The organism is Acidaminobacter sp. JC074 (assembly GCF_022496765.1).
Lineage (GTDB): Bacteria > Bacillota > Clostridia > Peptostreptococcales > Acidaminobacteraceae > JABXKX01.
The window spans coordinates 138264-156927 of the sequence record NZ_VANV01000003.1 but is presented as its reverse complement, the minus strand read 5'-3'; the positions used below and the strand labels follow the sequence as shown (position 1 = coordinate 156927).

Genomic DNA, 18664 nt, shown 5'->3' with positions numbered 1-18664 from the left:
AATGTCTCCCTACTCTATAGGTACTGGTGACCATCTAGGTTCAAATACTGGTCGCTTTGAAAATACTACTATAGGATTCTCTGTTTTATCACCTTCTAAAACGACTTTAGACACTCCAGCTAAACGCTTACGGTCACTCGATTCAAATATCACATATTTACCATCTGGCGAAATAGAAGGTGAACCCGCATCACCTGAAAGACCATCTATTTTAAGTTTCTTTTGAGTCTTTGATGCTAGATCATAGATCATAAATTCATGAGTCACAACATGTTTATCATCAAAAGTCCATTGAGGCATAGAACCTTGCGAAAGAAGTTCCATGTTATCACTTCCGTCAGCTTTTACAAGATAAACGGCATCCTTCATAATCGGGTCGTTATCATAATTTTCAGTTCTTACATAAGCAATATATGGATTCTCTTCATCTGTCTTTTGAAAACAAGGTTGTTCATGCCAAATATGTTTTTCCTCAGGTTCAGATAATATTAGTTCTAAATCCTCTAAGGTAACCATTTGATTACTTGCAAGCGCTTTATCAAGGACTTCCATCTTAAGTACAAATAAATCAGCACTGTAATCTTTTAAATCAGCTCCCATAGGCACATTTGTACTCATAATACCAAGAGCTATCATAGAGTTATCCTTTGATAGAGAAATCGACCTAACTTCTTTTCCAAACATGGAAAGCTGAACTGGTTTTGGTTCACCTTTTGAGTTAACACGGTATAGTTCTAGAGCACCACCGTGCTTGTTGCCTGTATAGTAAACGAACTCACCATTACTTGACCACTCAGGATAAATGTCTTGTCCATCACCACTTGTTAACTGCTTTTCATTACTACCATCTACATCTGCAATCCAAATGTCACTGCCACCTTTTTTATTGACAGATGCAAAAGCAACTTTATAGGCTGGCAAAGATTTTTTTATCTCTGACTTCAAATCTGAGTCTATCTTATTTGAAACTTGATTGTTCACACCACATCCACTTACCAATAGGGTTAATACTAATATCAGTAAACCTAATTTTTTCATATCTTACCTCCAATAATTTATATCTAAAATTATTGTAGAACCCTCATGTATCCTCCACGTATCCAAAGTGACCTAAAAGGACTTAATGCCATATCCATAGAGCACAGTCGCTTCAAATTTAATACGCCCCTCTACCATTTCTTTTTCTACTTCATCAAAGCAGGCTTTCTTGAAAGCCATAAATAAGTCAGGATGGTCTGTCTGGATTCTTTCAAAAAAGCCTCTTGTAGCATTATTAGATTGTTCTGTCCACCATTCCTCCTTAGACTTATAGTAGAAATTCTTTGATTCAACTACTACCCTTACATCCATAAATCTTACCGATGTAAGAAAGGTTTTCAGACCTTCTACTGAGGATAAGTCTATTTCTCTACTTTTACCTTTAGTAGCTCTTTTAGAAAAGATTTTCTCATAAGCTCTTTCGTAAACGCCTTTCTTACCAGATTCTTTTTTAATGCCCCAAGTGCTAATAGCCACCTTCCCATTTTCTTTTAAGACCCTATACATCTCTTCTAGACTTAATCTAGGACTAGAAAAGAAATGCATGGATAAGCCACAATAAACACAGTCAAAAGTTTCTGCATCAAACAAGAGCTTTTCCGCATCCATCTGATAGGCTTCTAGATCTTCAATTTCTTTCTCCGATGCAGTCTCACGAATATTTTTAATCATCTCTTTTGAAAAATCTACACCAACCAATCTACCCTTAAGACCTTTAAGTTCAGATGACTTAAACAGTGAAGCACCTCTGCCACAAGCAATATCAAGCACGTCCTGACCCTCTTTTAAGCCAGATTCTTCTACAAGCTTATGTCCGAAATGAGTAAAATATTTTGGTCCAATACTTTCAAAGTCTTTTGCTACCAAATCAAAAGTAGATGCCAATTTTTCATTTCTCTTGTAATTTTTTTTCATAATCATCCTCCAAAAACATAAAAAAGTGTATCTCCAAAGGAAATACACATAAGTCTTGAGTTATAAACTCAAAAAACAAAAGAGAATATTCCTGTCGGAATATCCCTCACATAACTGTATAGCATTGTATCACAAAAGTTAAAGTCATATCAAGTCATTTTCATAAATAATTATGATATACCTAAAACATACTCATTTTATATTTAAGAAAAAAATCTAATGAACTCTTGTTTGATCTTATCATAGTCAAATCTTGCGATTTCCTCAAACGAATAGGTCTCATGTAATCTGTCAACCCACTTTGAACCCAGATAATAACCTATGTCACTATACCCTTCTATCTTGCACCAGTCTCCAAAGAAATCTTGTGTAGACTTATTGTTGATAGTTAACTCGTAATACAGACTTCTTAATCTTTCCTCATTTGACTGACAAAATTCTAGCCATTTACCATCATCCTGATGATAGTTTGAATCATCAGAAATCAGTTGCTGAGCCCTTTGTCCAAAACCCTCTATATAAATCTGCCATATTGAAGCCATATCTGGTTGGTCAAATGTCTGGTCAATACTTTCACCGCGGAATAATCGATGGGCTTCATGAGCTAATTCGTGAGCAATCAAATTTTTCATCTGACTGTACCCATGCCAATCTAGTGACACAACTTTTTCCGCACCAATTAATATGGTACCAACATCATCAATTTCTGTTGCCCAACCTGCAGCATTAGACAGCCCCATATAGAAATAGAGATTTATTTGATCACCATATGGGCAAAACTCATTAAAGCGATCTTTAATAAGAAAAGAGACCTTATTAAAATTCTCACTTGCCTGTTTAACCTTATCTAAACCACTTGTTAATGCATAGTCAGCATCTCGATGAACATAGTCCATTTGATTAAACTCAAGCATATCCTGATAACACAAATCTCTTAATCTAGGATACTCAGACATGTACTTATCCCATATTTCAATATAGTCACAATCTAAATGTTTGTATTCATCAGCCAGACTTAAAATGCCTTCAAAAGTGTTAATAATCTTCATAATATTTCTCCATTAAGTGCCTTAAAAGCTACTCAGATGCTTGATTATAGGTGTATCTTCATTAAGTTCTAAGAGATCCCATAAGTTGCCGTACAAATCTTTAAAAACTGCAACGATCCCATAATCAGCCTCTTTTGGTGGTCTGACAAACTCAATGCCTTCTTCTATCATTCTATTGTAATCTCTCCAGAAGTCATCTGTGTTTAAGAAAAGAAAGACTCTTCCACCAGCTTGATTGCCAACAAACTTCTCCTGTTCTTGCTTAGATGCTCTTGCAAGTAGTATAGATGTTCCCTTAGCACCTGGTGGTGCAACAACCACCCATCTCTTATCTTGCTCCGGTTGATAAGTATCTTCTATCAGTTCAAACTTTAGCTTTCTTGTGTAAAACTCTATCGCTTCATCGTAATCATCTACAACTAAGGCAATGTGTACAATTGATTGTTTCATATAAGCCTCCTCCAATAGAATATACCATACAAGTCACCAAACCTTTAAGACAAATGACCCATTACATAATTTTATAGTCTAAAATTTCTGTAAACATCAAACTCATTTCTTCTGATGATTGCTTTTCAACTTATAGCCTTCTAAAAGTCCTGGTTCAAAACTGTAGTTATTAAACTTAAAGGCAGAAAACAGTTCAGTATCTTCTTTAGATTGAACACCTATAACATACTTGATGTGACCATCGTAGTCAGAGTAGTTCAAAACAATATCCCATTTATGACCATTGATATCCATCACTCCTTTTAATCTTCCGCTATAAAAATCAACAAAGCCTTCTAATGCATAAGTTCTGTATTCACCACTGGCATCTACATACACTTTAGAACCATAAAGTGTAAAATAACCCTGTCCTGATATTTTATCTCTTCTAACATTGAAATCTATGGTCGTTTCTATTGTTTGTGTATCTGTATTTGTTTCATCACCTTTAATACCGAGAGCTTCTATGATTTCCTTATCTGGTATAAAGGCATTCAATTTCGCTTGTTTGGGTGTATGATCTTCCTCTTCATAAAAGGCATAAGAAAGAATCGCGACGCTAAATATTAAAAGGAATACTGCAAATATGATCAAATGTTTTCTTTTCATGTCGCCTCCATTATATAGTCTAATTAAATACTACTACATAATAAGAAAATCATACATTAACATAGTATTAAGCTTGGTCTAAGTCATGAAGCCTTTGAGACACTTGTCTCGTCACTTCATCCTTACTTAAATCTAAACTGATATCCCAAAGGCGGTTTTGATTGACATCATCTAGAACAAAATCTTCTTCTTCAAGCTTTTCGAACTGACCTTTTTTCCATGTTATAAATGAACCAGACCGTTTAAGTGAAGCTTCCCATTCTTCAATAAAGAGCGGTAGTAAAATAGAACCACATGTATCTATGGAAATAAAAGAACCAAACAGTTTCATAATTCTAGACATGACTTTCATATAAAACGGTATGATATTGATCTGATTGGTCCATACTATTTTTGAAATCTCAAAGCCTATAAAAGATACCTTTTTCTCTCTTTGATTATAGATTTTATCTAATTTATTAAGAAACATTCTTTTGGCAACCATAGATTGATGAATGCCTTCCTCATAAGACCATTTATGGTCTAATTGAAGGTCATCCCAGTTTATTTTTCCAGTCCTAGTCGCATTAAAAACAATCCGTCCACCTGCTTTTGACTCCTCAAGCAAGTCCAGCACATTCAGAGTCAATATAAACTGAGATAGATAATTCACTTGAAAATGTGCCATCATACCATCTTCAGATACTAGGCGTTTAGGTGCATAACCAACGCCTGCATTGATGAATACAGCATCTAGGTAGTCATAGGTCGCCTTAATCTTGTTAACTGCTCTTTTCACATCTTTAAGTTTCATCAAATCACACTCAACAAAAGAAATCTTGTGGTTATGTCCTAGAACTTCTAGCTCTTCAATAGTCGATAAACCACGTTCTTTAGAGCGACACAGTATGATTATTTCGTGACTTCCTTTATCAGATGCCAAAGCTCTTGCCAGTCCTTTCCCCATACCATTGGTACCACCAGTGATTAAAACCCTCATCGAAGCCTCCTATCATATCATTCATATCATTTCTCTTACTTTTATACCCACTATCTCTGTATATATTAAAAAAGATACCTTGCACATGCAAAGTATCTTAATAACTATAAATCAATTTCTAGTATAGTCGGCGTATGATCTTGTCTTTCACCTGAATCAACCATTTCAGACTTCGTCACCTTATCGGCTACCCTATCACTGACTAGCCAGTAATCAATTCTCCAGCCAGTGTTATTAATCTTACTTGTCTTTACTCTTTGTGCCCACCACGAGTACATGCCAGTCACATCACCATGAAGATGTCTAAAGGTATCCGTAAAACCTTTAGAAAGCAAGTTCGTAAAACCTTCTCTTTCCTCATCAGTAAAACCAGCTGAACGATGATTGGACTGAGGATTTGCCAAGTCGATTTCTTTATGGGCTACATTGTAATCTCCTGTTGCCAGTACTGGTTTTTCTTTGTCTAAAGTCGCAAGGTAGTCAGCATATTTAATATCCCATACCTGTCTGTCTTCTAATCTCTTTAAACCATCACCCGCATTTGGTGTATATACTTGTGTCAAATAGAAATCACCAAAATCAAGTGTCATGATTCTACCTTCTAAATCCATTGTATCCGGTGCACCGATTTCAGGATAAGAGACCTCAGGTGTAAACTTGTCCTTGTATAAGAACATAGTACCTGCATAACCTTTTCTAGCAGGTTCCTGAGATGAACGCCATTCATAAGAGTAACCCTTAAAAAACTCACCTAAAAGTGTTATATGTTTTTTACTTGGTCCCTTAGAAGGTAACTTGGTTTCTTGTAGAGCAATAACATCCGGATCTTTTTCTAAGATGGTTTCAATCACCTTTCTTGTCATAACAGCTCTATTTGAATCACTTGTTAAGGCTGCATTTAATGAATCTATATTCCATGAAATAAATCTCAATTTCGTCCTCCTTTATGTAAACTTCATCATCTTTAATAATAAACACGCCAGTGTTCCCCTATATTATAATGCATTTTATACCCAAAATGAAATGAATCAACAAAGATTTTAGTTAAATTATATATTTTATACCGTTTTAGTAGTTAATGGTATCTTCTTCTAATACTAACAACAAAAAAATGGCATTGCCTAAGTATCTCTTACAACATATAATAGCTTTAGGAGGCTTATTATGACACATATATTATCAGCAGTTGAAGTGGTTATTCCTATTTTTATTATTATCTACTTAGGCTATTTCTTAAAGTCAAAGCAAATCATAGATGAAGACTTTGTAACTAAGGCTATGAAAATCGTCTTTACCATTGCACTGCCTTCACTACTCTTTCTAAAAGTCAGCCAGTCAGAGTTTTCTAAGCTCTTTCATCCAGACAACATGAAACTGGTACTATACATGTTTATTGTCATCGCCATCATGTTTGTCATTTCTGTTTTCGTTTCAAAGGCTTACTTCAAAAGCATTGAAGGCGCTTTTGTCCAAGGTGCATTTAGGAGTAATTACATCTTAATTGGTGGCGCCATCTTAATGAGCATGTTCGGCGCTGAGGCAACAGAGCCTCTAGCCGTTTCAATGGTTATGGTCATACCCGTTTTCAATATTCTAGCCATCATTGTTCTTAACAAATCAGAAGGTGCAAACAAGTACAAGGATGCCTTTGTTAAAATTGCCAAGAACCCATTAATATTGGCTATAGTCTTTGGTTTAGTGGCTTCTATTCTAAAACTGCCTATCCATAACAGCATCAAATCAACACTTTCTATGTTAGGCGCTGTTGGTACACCACTTGGTTTGATTGGTATCGGTTCTTATCTAAACTTTAAAGAACTTAGCTCTTCAGTACCAACTTATTTAGCTGTCCTTTTGAAAATAGTGGTCTTTCCACTTATCGCAACGAGCGGAGCTTATCTACTAGGTTTTGACTATGTGGAAACAGTAACCATTTTTATGTTATTCGGATCACCTTCTGCCATCAGTTCATTTATAATGGCAAAAGCCATGAACAACAATGCAGCCCTTGCTGCAAACATCGTTATAATGACCACAGCGTTTTCTCTTATAACTTATATCATCGGTTTATCTGTACTAGGGTATCTATACTAAAAAATAGCCACATCATGGCCTGCATGATGTGGTTCCTTTTAGGAGTTTTTCTCTCACTTCTCTAATATAGTCAACAATGTTGTTGATGATACCGTTCATAATCTTAGGTTCATGCATCATCATTGTTTCTATCGCTATGATTGTTGCATCTTCTAAGACTTCAAAATCTTCCTCAATTGGCTCTAGATTTAAAATATGCTCTAAACCAAAGGCGTCACCGCCAGACAATACTTTCTCTCCATTTATCATTTTCAACTTGCCCTTTAAAAGACAAAACATTTTATGTTGGTTTTTATGAATAAACAAATGTTGATGTGCTTTGTAGTCTATAGGTTCACTCACTTGAATGAAACTATCTGCCATTAAAATTCCTCCTTTCAGTCTATTAATTTTCTTCTAAAAATGGTATGCTCATAACACAAATACCCAGAGAAAATCAACTCAAACATATACAAGGAGTTAAAATGAAATTGTGGATAATTTATTCAAAAGTTGTTTTGAATCCAAATAAAAATAATGCCATCTCATGGATGGTTGATGAAGCAAATGCTTGTGGTTTTGATGCAGAGGTTTTATTTGCTGAAGATATTATTATAGAAGCCTCTGATAAACTTAATATTTACTACAAGGGGGAGTTACAAGATTATCCTGACCTTGTCTTAACAAGATGTTATGACCTCCACCTTTTAAAACAACTAGAACTTGCAGGTCTACCAGTCTTTAATTCTAGTCAGGCTATGAGAAACTGTCATGATAAATGGACAACACATCAAGAGCTTTCCAAACATGGCATCCCTTCTCCAAGAACGTTATTTTCGGAACATCCAGTCACTTTTGAGGACATTGAAAAAATCTTGAAGCTACCTTTCATCATCAAAGACATATACGGTGCTAAGGGTGAGCATGTTTATTTAATCAATGATGAAAAAGAGTTTTATCAGGCTGTAGATGAATGTGATCATCCAATCTTTCAAGAATACATAAAAGCTTCCTTTGGTAAAGATATCAGAGTTCATGTAATTGGAGACGAGGCAGTCACTTCCGTTTTAAGAAAGTCTCATTCCGGCTTTAAATCAAACTTCTCCCAAGGTGGTTATGCTGAAAACTATGAGCCTGATGAAATCGTCAAAAAACTGGCCATTGATTCAACAAAAGCTTTAGGTTTAGACTTTTCAGGTGTAGACATTCTTTTTACGGAGAATGGTTATACTGTATGTGAAGTCAATGGCGTACCAGGCTTTAGGACTGTCGGTCTAACTTCAAAGTTTAACATACCTTATGCAATGATGGATTATTTAAGGAGACAATCATGTTAGGATGGATCATATACAACGGTAACCTAAAATCAGATAAGATCTATGAACTGGTAGAGTGGTTACAAAATACAGCAAAAGATTATGATATTGAGATGATACCTGTAAAGAACAGTGATATCCTCTTCTACTTCGACAATGAATCAGTTCCACAACTCAAACATATGTCAGAAACGACACTACCTGATTTTGTGATTTCTTGGGACAAGGATATCCCTCTCGCTAGACACTTTGAGCTGATGAATATCAAAGTTTACAACCATGCAGAAGGGATTCATGCCTGTGACAATAAGGTCTTAATGACAAAGTTTCTTGCAGGTCACGGTATCAGTGTTCCTAAAACAGTGATTGCACCTATGGTCTTTTCTAACTGTCAAATCACTGAGTTTACCATCTATGATCAGATCATTGAAATGCTTGGTTTTCCTATGATCATCAAAGAAGCGTATGGTTCATTCGGCGCTCAAGTATACATGGTAAATGATAGATTAGAGCTCTTAGAAACAGTTAAGTCGATTGGTAACAAACCGCATCTTTTTCAAGAATATATTAAAAGCAGTCACGGTAAAGACATTAGACTTAATGTTGTAGGTGATAAAGTTATAACTTCTATGATGAGAGTTTCTGAGAGTGACTTTAGAGCCAATATTACCAATGGTGGTAAAGCAAAAGCCTATACACCTACTCCTGAAGAAGAAGCACTTGCTATCAAATGCAGTCAACTGCTCAACTTAGACTTTTCAGGTGTGGACCTACTATTCGGAGACAAGGGTCCCGTTCTTTGTGAGATAAACGGTAACCCGCACTTTAAGAGCATCTATGAATGTACAGGCATAGATGTGTCAAAAGACATCATAGAGTATATCATAAGGGACATGTCATGAGAGGTTATCTTATCTACGACCAAAAAGATGTGGACAGGTCAACCAATAGAAACTTTATCAATTGGCTTATTGATGAGGCTAAAGCTCAAGGTCTTGACCTGTATCTTGTTACACAGAATTCATTACCAGATAAAACCCCTGACTTTATAATTAACAGGTCTAGGTTTTATGAGCTTAGCGTGAAATACGACTGCATCCACTTTAATGACCCAGAGGTGACCAAAGTTGCCAATGATAAGTGGCTGACTTATCAAACATTTAAAGGTATCGTACCCATGATGAAAACTTGGCTCGTAAGTTCTAACACCATATACCCGATTATTATCAAATCGAGGTATGGTCATGGTGGGGATGACGTTCATTTAGTAAAGGAAAAAAGTAACTTTTCTGATGACTATGTCGCTCAGGAAATGGCGACACCTGGTAAGGATTTAAGAGTTTACATACTAGACAATCAAATCTATGAAGCAGTATTAAGAAGATGTGAGGACAACTTCAAGTCCAACTATTCTCTTGGAGGAAAGGCTGAACTCTATACACTGTCACAAGAGGAAACTGAAATTGTCTACAAAGTACTGGATAGACTTCCGATTTTCTATGGAGGGATTGATTTCTTATTCAAGGATGACAAACTTGTCTTAAATGAAATTGAAGATCCAGTAGGTGCAAAGATGCTTTATAACCTTACAGATAAAAACATCGTCAAAGATTATATAAGGCTAATTGCAGACAAGTTAAAAGTAAAATCATAAAACTTGAAATAATTTCCTATTGTGCTTATAATTGAGTTAAGTATTAGGAGGTTAATATGGGTTTTATTGTGGGTATAGTTGTATCACTGGTTATTGCATCGGCATGTTCTACAGTGGCAAGAAACAAACACCGATCCAGTGGCGGTTGGTTTATAGCTGGCTTAATATTCGGTTTTTGGGCTTTACTGGTTATTGCCCTACTTGGTGATCCTAGTGAAATAAAGTACAATGACGGTTCTACTGAATACAACCGTTACAAATACGAAAATTACGATTAAAGCTAATCCCTATCATGAGATAGGGATATTTTTAACCTTTAAATGCGATGGCGTCTAATTGAAATAAAAGTCCATTTGGTCCTCCTGCATGAGCAAACTCTGTTTGAATAGATTTCCTCACTGGATATTTGCCATTAAAGCGTTCTTTGATGACTTCTTCCATCAATGGAATATGCCAAATATCCCTAAATAGACAGTCCATTTGTACCACCGATTCTAATGTCAGACCGACCAATTCAAGTCTCTCTTCTAAATGATCAAAAGCACCTTCTATTTGATTTTCTATAGATTGTCCGGTATTGCCGACACAGTAACCTACAAAAACCATATTGCCAGCTTCAATCACTCCAGCATGTGCCCAGTCCTGATTGACATCTTTTCTAATTATATTTGACATGAATCCTCCTTATTTATCTTTTTATCTCTTTATACAAGTATAGAACATACGTTCTAATTCGTCAAGAAAAATAACCAGCCTCTTGACTGGTTAAATACTATTTATATGGAATTACAATTGTTATCTCAGTACCAACATTTTTCTTCGAATCTACAATAAAGTCTGAATCTGGGTACACGAGTTTAATACGCTTCTTAACATTTTCAAGGCCGACACCACCTAGTTTTAGATTACCTTTTTTAGAATCAAAACCAACACCATCGTCTTTTATAACAATATATACTTGATCTGTCTTATAACACTTGATGTCGATATGGCCTTCATCAGCTTTTTCTTTAATGCCGTGATAGATAGCGTTCTCCACTAAAGGCTGTAAAACGATCTTAGGAATCTTAAAGTCTTCTAAGTCATCTTGGAGTTCTAAGCTATAATTCAGTTCATCTTCATATCTCATCTTCTGTATAAAGAGGTACTGTCTTACATGGTCTATTTCACTTTCAAGATTAATAAGCTCCTGCCCTTTGGATAAAGAAATCCTAAAGAACTGAGACAAGGCTTTTGTTACTTCTATAACCTTTTCACTGTCATTAAACTCAGCCATCCATACAATGGTATCTAATGTATTGTAAAGAAAATGGGGATTGATTTGACTATGAAGCGCATTGAGTTCATATTCTCTTAAATACTGTTCATTGGATTTTATTTCCTTCAGAAGCGATTCTATCTCATCCAACATCTTATGGTAAGAAGAAGATAAATCTTCTACTTCATAGGAAGCTTTTTCAAGTGTAAAGGTTTCTAATTTAGCCATAGCATTTTGCAATTGCTTAATTGGACTTGTAATCCTATTGGCAATCATATAAGAACCACCAATGATGAATAAAAGCGCTATGATACCTACAAAAATAAGCACTTCAATAATCTGTCGACTTAAAACATTTAAACGGTCTAGAGATGATACACCGACCAGTGTCCAGTGGGTCCCTTCAATTGAGACCTGGTGAACCAATCTCTTTTCGACAACACCCGATTCTAAAGTAAGTAAGTTCTTTAACTCCGCCTTCTTTTTTTCATCAGTAAAATAGGATGGATCTTGATGGTAAACCACTTGTCCACTGTCATCCATAATAAAGGCAAAACCTTCCTCGCCAAGAGGTAAATGATCCAAATACTCTTCTATAACATTGTATTTTAAATCCAGAAGCAAAACACCTAAGTTCTTACCATCAGGATCTAAAATTTCCTGACTGAGTGATATAACCCAGGTATCTTTGTCCATGGTAAAATCTTGTTGGCGAGCGGATGAAAGTGCAGGCATTTTTTGATTGTCAATGGCACTTATGTACCAAGACTCCTTCATCATATCATCAGATACTGCCATGCCTAGATTCTTTTCATTTGACAAAACCTTGCCTTCTTTACCAACAATCACTATAGAAAGAATCGATGGTTCAGTGTTTAAGGCTTGGTCTATCACCTCACCTGCATGATGGGTTTGACCAGATAGATAGTCAAGTACTGATTCATTTTCACTGATATAGACAGCTGTTGTTTTCATTCTTGAAATATAACTCATTAAATCCTGACTGGACTTTTCTACTGCATAAGTAGTCTGGTCAAAAGTATCAGATAAGATTAACTGTGATGTAGAAAAGAAAAATACACCAGACATAATCAAAATCATCAATAAAGATACCAGTAGATAATAGGCTGTCATTTGAACTTTTATTTGCTTAAAAAATCTAGTCATGACCTTTTCTCACCTGATCCTTATATTGCTTAGGAGACATACCGACAATCTTCTTAAAACGGGTACCAAAATAATTTACATCAGAAAAACCTACCATTTCAGCAATTTCATAGTTTTTTAAAGAAGTGGTCAGTATCAATCTTTTGGCTTTATCTATTCTTACCTGCAAAAGATAATCTTGAAATGTAACGCCATACTTCTTTTTAAAGAGTGTGCTTAAATGATTACTTGAATAACCCATCAGATCACTTAACTTCTTGAGTGAAAAATCCATTTCAAACTGGTGATCATTTAAAAAAGCTGCAATTTCATTTTCTTCTTCAAACTTACCAACAATCTCTTCTGTGTTTTTAACTTCAAGTTTTGCTATAAGCTTTTTAAGGACTTCTTCAATATCTTTTTTAGATATTGGTTTTAAAACATAATCATCTACACCTAACTTAAGAGCTTGCACAGCATAATCAAAATAATCATAACCTGTTACCAAAGCAATCTTAACATCAGGCGATATTGCCTTGGCATGTTCCGTAAAGGTCAAACCATCCATTTTAGGCATATTGATGTCTGCAAGCACTAAGTGAGGTTTAAAGTCTTTAAAGATCTCCAATGCTTCTTGTCCGTTTTTTGCTTCTCTTACTTCCTTGATATTTAATAAATCAAAGTCGACGAGAGATTTAATCCCTCGTCTAATTAGTGGTTCATCATCTACTATCAACAGTTTTAACATAAAATCCTCTATTCAAATAAATACATTAGGTGGCCATAACCCATAGCTTCCATATCTTCATAAGGTATAAATTTGAGTGATGCTGAGTTGATACAGTATCTTAAACCACCCTGATCTACAGGACCATCATTAAAGACATGGCCTAGATGACTGTCGCCACTTAAACTCTTCACTTCTGTTCGATTCATACCAAATTTTTTATCTACTACTTCCATTATAACAGATTCTTCTATTGGTCGTGTAAAACTTGGCCATCCTGTACCAGAATCGTATTTATCTATTGAAGAAAATAAAGGTTCGCCTGTCACGATATCTACATAGATACCTTTTTCTTTATTGTCCCAATACTCATTTTCAAATGGTCTTTCAGTACCACCATTTTGAGTCACATCATATTGAAGATCTGTTAACATATCTCTAAGTTCACTATCTGAAGGTTTAACATAATTAGATACACCTTCTGTGACTTCATTGATATCGATATGGCAGTAGCCATTAGGATTTTTCTCTAGATAATCCTGGTGGTATTCTTCAGCTAAATAATAGTGTTCAAGCGGTAACACTTCAACAACTATCTTGTCGTCATAGTCCATTTGCTCTTTTTCAATTAAAGCTTCAACTAGTTTTTCTTCATTTTCGCTTGTAAAGTAAATACCAGTTCTATACTGAGTACCTCTATCGTTGCCTTGCTTGTTTAGAGATGTTGGATCAATTACCTTGAAGTAATAATTTATAACGGTCTCTAAAGATACCAACTTAGGATCATATCTTAAATGAACCGTCTCTGCATGACCTGAGTTCCTGTAAATCAAATCCTCATAAGATGGATTTTCTGTCAAACCATTTGCATAACCGACTGTTGCATCATAGACTCCAGGGATTCTTGTCAAGTATGCTTCAAGTCCCCAGAAGCACCCCCCTGCTAAGTAAATGTCTTTTAAATTTTCTGTATCAAACTCAAGTGTGTTGTTTGGATTCTTAGGTAAATGGTCAGACATCAGTGCTGCACTGACTGTCTGATCGACAACCTTAACTTCCATATCTTCTGCCACTTGATTGTTTAGCTTGAGTCTAGCACTGCCATAGAAGACCATACCCAATAGTCCTATGACCACTGCTGCAATCATCATATTTTTCATAATGCCTCCTATTTAATCTCTTGGAAAGTCATTTTAATTTTGTCATTTCCCATATGACCTGGTAGCGTCTTAACTAACACACCATCTGAACCAATGTAAGCAGATGTTGGATAACCTCTAACACCAAATGCTCTAGTTACTTCACCATCAGTATCTACAAGAACTGTCATATTGTCATGGCCTCTTTTTTCAAACCATGCTTTAAACTTATCTAAACTTTGTTCACCATTGTAATCAGGTGCAATAATAGTCAGTACTGTAAAGTCACTTTCCATACCTGAAAGTTCATCTAATTCCTCTAAGCCTGAAACACAAATCGAGCACCATGAAGCCCAAAACTTCACATAAACCTTGTCACCTTTTAAGTCAGCTAGTTTAACCATGTCTCCATCAAGTGTCATAAGCTCAAACATTTCAGCCATTTCACCTTCATTCATGACTTCAACCATGTCATCTTTAGTCTTATCGTCTTCTATGTCCATGTCATCTTCTTTGTCCATGTCATCTTCTTTGTCCATGTCATCTTCCATAGCCATATCGTCTTCTTTTTCCATATCATCTGATGCCATATCGTCTTCTTTTTCCATATGATCAGACTCACCCATCTCTGACTTAGTCATATCATCATTCATGCTTTTATCCATATCATCATTGCTATTTAATGCAAACATAGCACCTAATCCAACTACTGCTACTACCAAGATAGCGATTAATATTTTTTTCATTTTTTCTCCTCCTATAATAAGTTTTCAAACCAAACTGTAATAGCTGTTAATTTTTCTGTCATTAAGAATATCCCCATTAAGACAATTAACGCCCCGCCTACTTTTTTAATGATCGGCAGATATTTATCTACCTTTTCTAGTTTATCTATGATTACACTTGATAATGCTGCTATTACTAAAAACGGGATTGCTAGACCTATTGCATAGATCATCATAAGAAATCCACCATATAAAGCCTGTCCACCATCAGCAGATACAACCAATACTGCACCCAATACAGGTCCCACACATGGCGTCCATCCAAATGAAAATGTAAAACCTAATAAATATGTACTGATCAAATCGTTTTTACTTTCTTTAACTTTAAGTGTTTTGTATTTATTTAAAAACTTCAGATTGAATAAGCCCATTTGATGTAGTCCTAATATAACAACAAGTAAACCTGTTACTATTGAAAACCATCTGCCGTTTATAAATCTTCCTAAAGCGCCAGCACCAAATCCCAAAAGTACAAAGCTTGTTGATAGACCACCTACAAATAAGAATGTTTTAAGATACGGTCTCCACTTGCCCCCCTTTTCATTGTCTGTCAATATACCTACATATACTGGCATCAATGGAAATACACATGGTGCAAAGAAAGATAATAGTCCTGCTATAAATACTGTAGAAATAAAAATTTGTTCTCCTAACATTGTGTCACTTCCTTTCTTTGATACCATTATAGCCCTATTTACACCAATAAGGTATAGAATATAATCTCAAAAAACTTTGTTTTGATACGATTGTATTAGAGTAAAATTAAACTCTAATTAGAAATCATACAAATCTCACAATTACCATAAAAAGACTTGTATAATAATGATAAGGAGGTGGCAAAATGTTATTTACACTTATTAATGTAAACATGAATCATTCGAATGCTGATAGCAAACTATCTGAGTTGATTTATACATTAGAATCAAAGAACATTGAAACCAATGTCGTCAGCTTAAAAAACATTACCTCTAAAGAGAAGTGTCATGAAATCAATGAAATACTTACAAGGTCTGAACTGGTCATTTATATGACTGTTTTGGATTCAAAAGATTCACTCAATCGATTAGAGACTTTTTTAGATCATTATGAATACGATCTTCATCCCCCTATGTTTCTAATCATTGACTCAAAGACCCTCTTATCAGTAGATACTGTTGAACAGCATTTAGATAGGTTTGAAACATTTGCAGATAACCATAGCTCTAGAGTCATCAATGCCAAATACTTTAAAGATGCTTTAGAAGAGTTTAAAATGATGAAAGAGGCTTAATAAGAAGCCTCTTTTTAACGTAGAAAAAGCAGAGATTTCTCTCTGCTTCTGTAATAATTATAGCACAAACAAAATAAAAATTAAAGACTACCCATTTGCAGCCAAATGCTCTATAATATACTTCTAGCCTAGGAGGTGCCATGGATATACTAAAACTAGAACAAGATTATCATCAAAAGACTTTGACTGTCATTGACAAGAGTTTAAACAAAGAAGAAGCCTTTCTTTCTTATTTAAGACATGACGCAAGAAGCTATAACAAGGAGATGATGGAGGAAGTCTCTACTGATTATTCAGATCCTCAAGTTCGAGCTGAGCTCAGTCAATATCTTCAAAGCTTTCAACAGAAAGAGACCAGTCTTAAAAACTCTTCTAATAAAGTAGAAAAGTTGATACGTATGAAAGACAAACCTTATTTTGGTAGACTGGATTTCAAAGAAGACGGTTATGATACAGAATCACTTTACATAGGCATCTCACATCTATTTGATGATGAAACCCTTGATATTGTCGTCTATGACTGGCGGTCTCCTATTGCAGGCCTTTATTATGAAAACAAGTACGGCAGGCTGTCTTATGAGTCACCTCAAGGCATGGTTTATGGTGACGTTTCTTTAAAAAGACAGTTTTATTATGACAATAAAACCATTGAAGCCTACTTTGATCTAAAAGAAAATGTTGTTGATACACAACTATTAGAAGTTTTATCTTCAAAGGGTGACCAGAAGCTTCATTCAGTTGTTGAAACCATCCAGGAAAGACAAAATGAAATCATCAGAACCGATGACATTGATCTTTTGTTTGTAAAAGGCGTACCAGGCAGCGGTAAGTCCATCATTGCCATGCATAGACTCGCATATCTAATGTATCATGGACAGAAGAAGTATACCTCTTCTAATATGCTTATCGTGTCCCCTAACGAATATTTTAAAGAATACATCGATGAAGTACTGCCTGAACTAGGTGAAAAAAGTGTTTCTCAAAAGACTTTTGAAGACTTCTTGGTAGAATGTGTTGGCGACCACGTAGAAACATACAGCCACCATATGGACAGGGTCATGAGAAATAAGATTTCACACTTTAAAAACACAGAAAACTATTATGTCTTACTAGAAACATGGTTTAGATACTACCTAACTCATATCCATGAATATGAAGACATTTATTATCATAATGATACCATTGTGACCAGACAGACCATTAAGTCATGGTATCTTAGACACTTTATGAAAACACCTTTAAGTGTGGGCATCAATCAATTGAAGGACAAGTCATACTCACATCAAAGCTACATGCAAAAGCATGTAAAAGGAAAAGTAAAAGACATTGTCTTAAAACTGAACAATTATCCTCTCCATAAAGAAGAGGCCATTCAGAGAAAAATGACCCTCTATAATAGAGCTTTTAAGTCTAGGTTAAACAAATCACTCAATCTTAAAGCTAGAAACATTTATGAAAAAATGTTTGAAAACAAACAAGTCCTTCGTTCACTTGTAGATTTTGAGATTCCAGATGATTTCTTTATAAGAAACAACAACTATGAGGACCAACATGGTATCCTACTTTATAAAACTTGGATTCACCCTGTAAACGACTACAAGCATTTCAAATATGTTGTTATAGATGAATCACAAGATTATAACCCTGTTCAATTAAGGGTCATTAAAGCCCTTTTCCCAGGGAGTCATTTCACCATTTTAGGAGATATGAATCAGACCCTTCATCATCATAAGGAAAAGCATTATGAAATGCAGTTAGAAAGAATCTTTGATCCTAGCCATGTTAAACATTTGTCGCTTCAAACCTGCTATAGATCAACAACATCCATCACAGATTTTGCTGGTCAATTTATTGAAGATGAAGTTAAGGCTTTTTCAAGACAAGGCAGTCAGCCAGAGTTTATTGAGTCAAAGAATTTGATAAGAGACCTTCAAGCTGCACTAGATCGACTTGATCATCATGCAACAACGGCTATTATTGTTCATACATCTTCAGAAGCCAGAAAACTCTCAAGAAAGCTAAAAGATGTTTATGCCATGACAGGTTACGACAAAAGCCTTCATCATAAACGCATCATCTTACCAGTATACTTTGCCAAAGGTCTTGAGTTTGATGCGGTTATTTATCTAAATAAAAAGAAGGACCATCCCCTTCACAAGCAGTTTGCCTATACAGCAGCCACTCGAGCTAAACATGACTTGGTATTTATAGAATAAG

21 protein-coding genes are annotated in these 18664 nt (G+C 35.3%); 7 read left to right on the top strand and 14 right to left on the bottom strand.

The genetic code is table 11. From position 1 onward, the window contains the following. Positions 1–9: 9 nt before the first annotated feature. The 7 genes from EZV73_RS04240 to EZV73_RS04210 form a co-directional block, all read right to left on the bottom strand. Positions 10–1038 (bottom strand): DPP IV N-terminal domain-containing protein, encoded by a 1029-nt coding sequence (locus EZV73_RS04240; RefSeq protein ID WP_240838581.1) that lies wholly within the window; start codon positions 1036–1038, stop codon positions 10–12. A gap of 72 nt (positions 1039–1110) precedes the next feature. Then, a complete protein-coding gene (locus EZV73_RS04235; protein ID WP_240838580.1) occupies positions 1111–1953 on the bottom strand; it encodes a class I SAM-dependent methyltransferase in 843 nt (280 codons plus the stop codon). Positions 1954–2156: 203 nt separating this feature from the next. After that, on the bottom strand, positions 2157–3002 hold the full coding sequence (locus tag EZV73_RS04230; RefSeq protein ID WP_240838578.1) for a hypothetical protein: 846 nt from the start codon (positions 3000–3002) through the stop codon (positions 2157–2159). A gap of 21 nt (positions 3003–3023) precedes the next feature. Beyond that, positions 3024–3452: a VOC family protein gene (locus EZV73_RS04225; RefSeq protein ID WP_240838576.1), complete on the bottom strand. Its 429-nt coding sequence runs from the start codon at positions 3450–3452 to the stop codon at positions 3024–3026. Between the two features lie 102 nt (positions 3453–3554). Continuing rightward, positions 3555–4100 (bottom strand): hypothetical protein, encoded by a 546-nt coding sequence (locus tag EZV73_RS04220; RefSeq protein WP_240838575.1) that lies wholly within the window; start codon positions 4098–4100, stop codon positions 3555–3557. Between the two features lie 67 nt (positions 4101–4167). Further along, the gene (locus tag EZV73_RS04215; protein ID WP_240838574.1) at positions 4168–5079 is read right to left on the bottom strand and encodes an SDR family NAD(P)-dependent oxidoreductase; all 912 of its coding nucleotides are present in this window, start codon (positions 5077–5079) and stop codon (positions 4168–4170) included. A gap of 104 nt (positions 5080–5183) precedes the next feature. Continuing rightward, positions 5184–6011, bottom strand: coding sequence for an exodeoxyribonuclease III (locus EZV73_RS04210; protein WP_240838572.1), 828 nt, complete (start codon positions 6009–6011; stop codon positions 5184–5186). Positions 6012–6243: 232 nt separating this feature from the next. Here EZV73_RS04210 and EZV73_RS04205 point away from each other — a divergent pair, with 232 nt between their 5' ends. Continuing rightward, complete coding sequence (locus EZV73_RS04205) at positions 6244–7173, top strand: AEC family transporter (protein WP_240838571.1); 930 nt, start codon at positions 6244–6246, stop codon at positions 7171–7173. A 12-nt stretch (positions 7174–7185) separates the two neighbouring features. Here the strand turns inward: EZV73_RS04205 and EZV73_RS04200 are convergent, their stop codons facing one another. Next, on the bottom strand, positions 7186–7536 hold the full coding sequence (locus EZV73_RS04200) for a hypothetical protein (RefSeq protein WP_240838570.1): 351 nt from the start codon (positions 7534–7536) through the stop codon (positions 7186–7188). 101 nt (positions 7537–7637) lie between these two features. On the opposite strand from EZV73_RS04200, the gene EZV73_RS04195 reads away from it, so the two are divergent. Genes EZV73_RS04195 through EZV73_RS04180 form a run of 4 tightly spaced genes read left to right on the top strand, consistent with a single transcriptional unit; the run spans position 7638 to position 10400 of the window. Continuing rightward, on the top strand, positions 7638–8489 hold the full coding sequence (locus EZV73_RS04195; RefSeq protein WP_240838568.1) for a RimK family alpha-L-glutamate ligase: 852 nt from the start codon (positions 7638–7640) through the stop codon (positions 8487–8489). Then, on the top strand, positions 8483–9370 hold the full coding sequence (locus EZV73_RS04190; RefSeq protein WP_240838565.1) for a RimK family alpha-L-glutamate ligase: 888 nt from the start codon (positions 8483–8485) through the stop codon (positions 9368–9370). Before EZV73_RS04195 ends, EZV73_RS04190 begins: the two co-directional genes overlap by 7 nt. Beyond that, positions 9367–10122, top strand: a complete 756-nt coding sequence (locus tag EZV73_RS04185; protein ID WP_240838563.1) for a RimK family alpha-L-glutamate ligase — start codon at positions 9367–9369, stop codon at positions 10120–10122. Before EZV73_RS04190 ends, EZV73_RS04185 begins: the two co-directional genes overlap by 4 nt. Before the next feature lie 56 nt (positions 10123–10178). Next, complete coding sequence (locus EZV73_RS04180; RefSeq protein WP_240838562.1) at positions 10179–10400, top strand: hypothetical protein; 222 nt, start codon at positions 10179–10181, stop codon at positions 10398–10400. Between the two features lie 31 nt (positions 10401–10431). Here EZV73_RS04180 and EZV73_RS04175 read toward each other — a convergent pair whose 3' ends face one another. The 6 genes from EZV73_RS04175 to EZV73_RS04150 form a co-directional block, all read right to left on the bottom strand. Continuing rightward, on the bottom strand, positions 10432–10797 hold the full coding sequence (locus EZV73_RS04175) for a RidA family protein (protein ID WP_240838560.1): 366 nt from the start codon (positions 10795–10797) through the stop codon (positions 10432–10434). A 97-nt stretch (positions 10798–10894) separates the two neighbouring features. Next, positions 10895–12547, bottom strand: coding sequence for a sensor histidine kinase (locus EZV73_RS04170; protein ID WP_240838557.1), 1653 nt, complete (start codon positions 12545–12547; stop codon positions 10895–10897). Then, the gene (locus EZV73_RS04165) at positions 12540–13274 is read right to left on the bottom strand and encodes a response regulator (RefSeq protein ID WP_240838555.1); all 735 of its coding nucleotides are present in this window, start codon (positions 13272–13274) and stop codon (positions 12540–12542) included. Before EZV73_RS04165 ends, EZV73_RS04170 begins: the two co-directional genes overlap by 8 nt. A gap of 8 nt (positions 13275–13282) precedes the next feature. Further along, positions 13283–14413, bottom strand: a complete 1131-nt coding sequence (gene msrB, locus EZV73_RS04160) for a peptide-methionine (R)-S-oxide reductase MsrB (protein ID WP_330636944.1) — start codon at positions 14411–14413, stop codon at positions 13283–13285. An 8-nt stretch (positions 14414–14421) separates the two neighbouring features. Then, positions 14422–15138 (bottom strand): TlpA disulfide reductase family protein, encoded by a 717-nt coding sequence (locus EZV73_RS04155; protein ID WP_240838554.1) that lies wholly within the window; start codon positions 15136–15138, stop codon positions 14422–14424. A gap of 11 nt (positions 15139–15149) precedes the next feature. Further along, on the bottom strand, positions 15150–15833 hold the full coding sequence (locus EZV73_RS04150; protein ID WP_240838552.1) for a cytochrome c biogenesis CcdA family protein: 684 nt from the start codon (positions 15831–15833) through the stop codon (positions 15150–15152). A gap of 185 nt (positions 15834–16018) precedes the next feature. Here EZV73_RS04150 and EZV73_RS04145 point away from each other — a divergent pair, with 185 nt between their 5' ends. Together EZV73_RS04145 and EZV73_RS04140 are read left to right on the top strand one after the other, a co-directional pair. Beyond that, positions 16019–16447, top strand: coding sequence for a hypothetical protein (locus tag EZV73_RS04145; protein WP_240838551.1), 429 nt, complete (start codon positions 16019–16021; stop codon positions 16445–16447). Positions 16448–16587: 140 nt separating this feature from the next. Then, the gene (locus tag EZV73_RS04140) at positions 16588–18663 is read left to right on the top strand and encodes a UvrD-helicase domain-containing protein (protein WP_240838550.1); all 2076 of its coding nucleotides are present in this window, start codon (positions 16588–16590) and stop codon (positions 18661–18663) included. Position 18664: the final 1 nt, after the last annotated feature.

Bases quoted from the DNA above. Each gene is read 5' to 3' on its own strand.
- EZV73_RS04200 (WP_240838570.1), bottom strand. From the start codon at position 7,536: ATGGCAGATAGTTTCATTCAAGTGAGTGAACCTATAGACTACAAAGCA.
- EZV73_RS04190 (WP_240838565.1), top strand. From the start codon at position 8,483: ATGTTAGGATGGATCATATACAACGGTAACCTAAAATCAGATAAGATC.
- EZV73_RS04205 (WP_240838571.1), top strand. From the start codon at position 6,244: ATGACACATATATTATCAGCAGTTGAAGTGGTTATTCCTATTTTTATT.
- EZV73_RS04140 (WP_240838550.1), top strand. From the start codon at position 16,588: ATGGATATACTAAAACTAGAACAAGATTATCATCAAAAGACTTTGACT.
- EZV73_RS04180 (WP_240838562.1), top strand. From the start codon at position 10,179: ATGGGTTTTATTGTGGGTATAGTTGTATCACTGGTTATTGCATCGGCA.
- EZV73_RS04150 (WP_240838552.1), bottom strand. From the start codon at position 15,833: ATGTTAGGAGAACAAATTTTTATTTCTACAGTATTTATAGCAGGACTA.
- EZV73_RS04240 (WP_240838581.1), bottom strand. From the start codon at position 1,038: ATGAAAAAATTAGGTTTACTGATATTAGTATTAACCCTATTGGTAAGT.
- EZV73_RS04230 (WP_240838578.1), bottom strand. From the start codon at position 3,002: ATGAAGATTATTAACACTTTTGAAGGCATTTTAAGTCTGGCTGATGAA.
- EZV73_RS04145 (WP_240838551.1), top strand. From the start codon at position 16,019: ATGTTATTTACACTTATTAATGTAAACATGAATCATTCGAATGCTGAT.
- msrB (WP_330636944.1), bottom strand. From the start codon at position 14,413: ATGAAAAATATGATGATTGCAGCAGTGGTCATAGGACTATTGGGTATG.
- EZV73_RS04185 (WP_240838563.1), top strand. From the start codon at position 9,367: ATGAGAGGTTATCTTATCTACGACCAAAAAGATGTGGACAGGTCAACC.
- EZV73_RS04195 (WP_240838568.1), top strand. From the start codon at position 7,638: ATGAAATTGTGGATAATTTATTCAAAAGTTGTTTTGAATCCAAATAAA.
- EZV73_RS04225 (WP_240838576.1), bottom strand. From the start codon at position 3,452: ATGAAACAATCAATTGTACACATTGCCTTAGTTGTAGATGATTACGAT.
- EZV73_RS04215 (WP_240838574.1), bottom strand. From the start codon at position 5,079: ATGAGGGTTTTAATCACTGGTGGTACCAATGGTATGGGGAAAGGACTG.
- EZV73_RS04235 (WP_240838580.1), bottom strand. From the start codon at position 1,953: ATGAAAAAAAATTACAAGAGAAATGAAAAATTGGCATCTACTTTTGAT.
- EZV73_RS04165 (WP_240838555.1), bottom strand. From the start codon at position 13,274: ATGTTAAAACTGTTGATAGTAGATGATGAACCACTAATTAGACGAGGG.
- EZV73_RS04220 (WP_240838575.1), bottom strand. From the start codon at position 4,100: ATGAAAAGAAAACATTTGATCATATTTGCAGTATTCCTTTTAATATTT.
- EZV73_RS04175 (WP_240838560.1), bottom strand. From the start codon at position 10,797: ATGTCAAATATAATTAGAAAAGATGTCAATCAGGACTGGGCACATGCT.
- EZV73_RS04170 (WP_240838557.1), bottom strand. From the start codon at position 12,547: ATGACTAGATTTTTTAAGCAAATAAAAGTTCAAATGACAGCCTATTAT.
- EZV73_RS04155 (WP_240838554.1), bottom strand. From the start codon at position 15,138: ATGAAAAAAATATTAATCGCTATCTTGGTAGTAGCAGTAGTTGGATTA.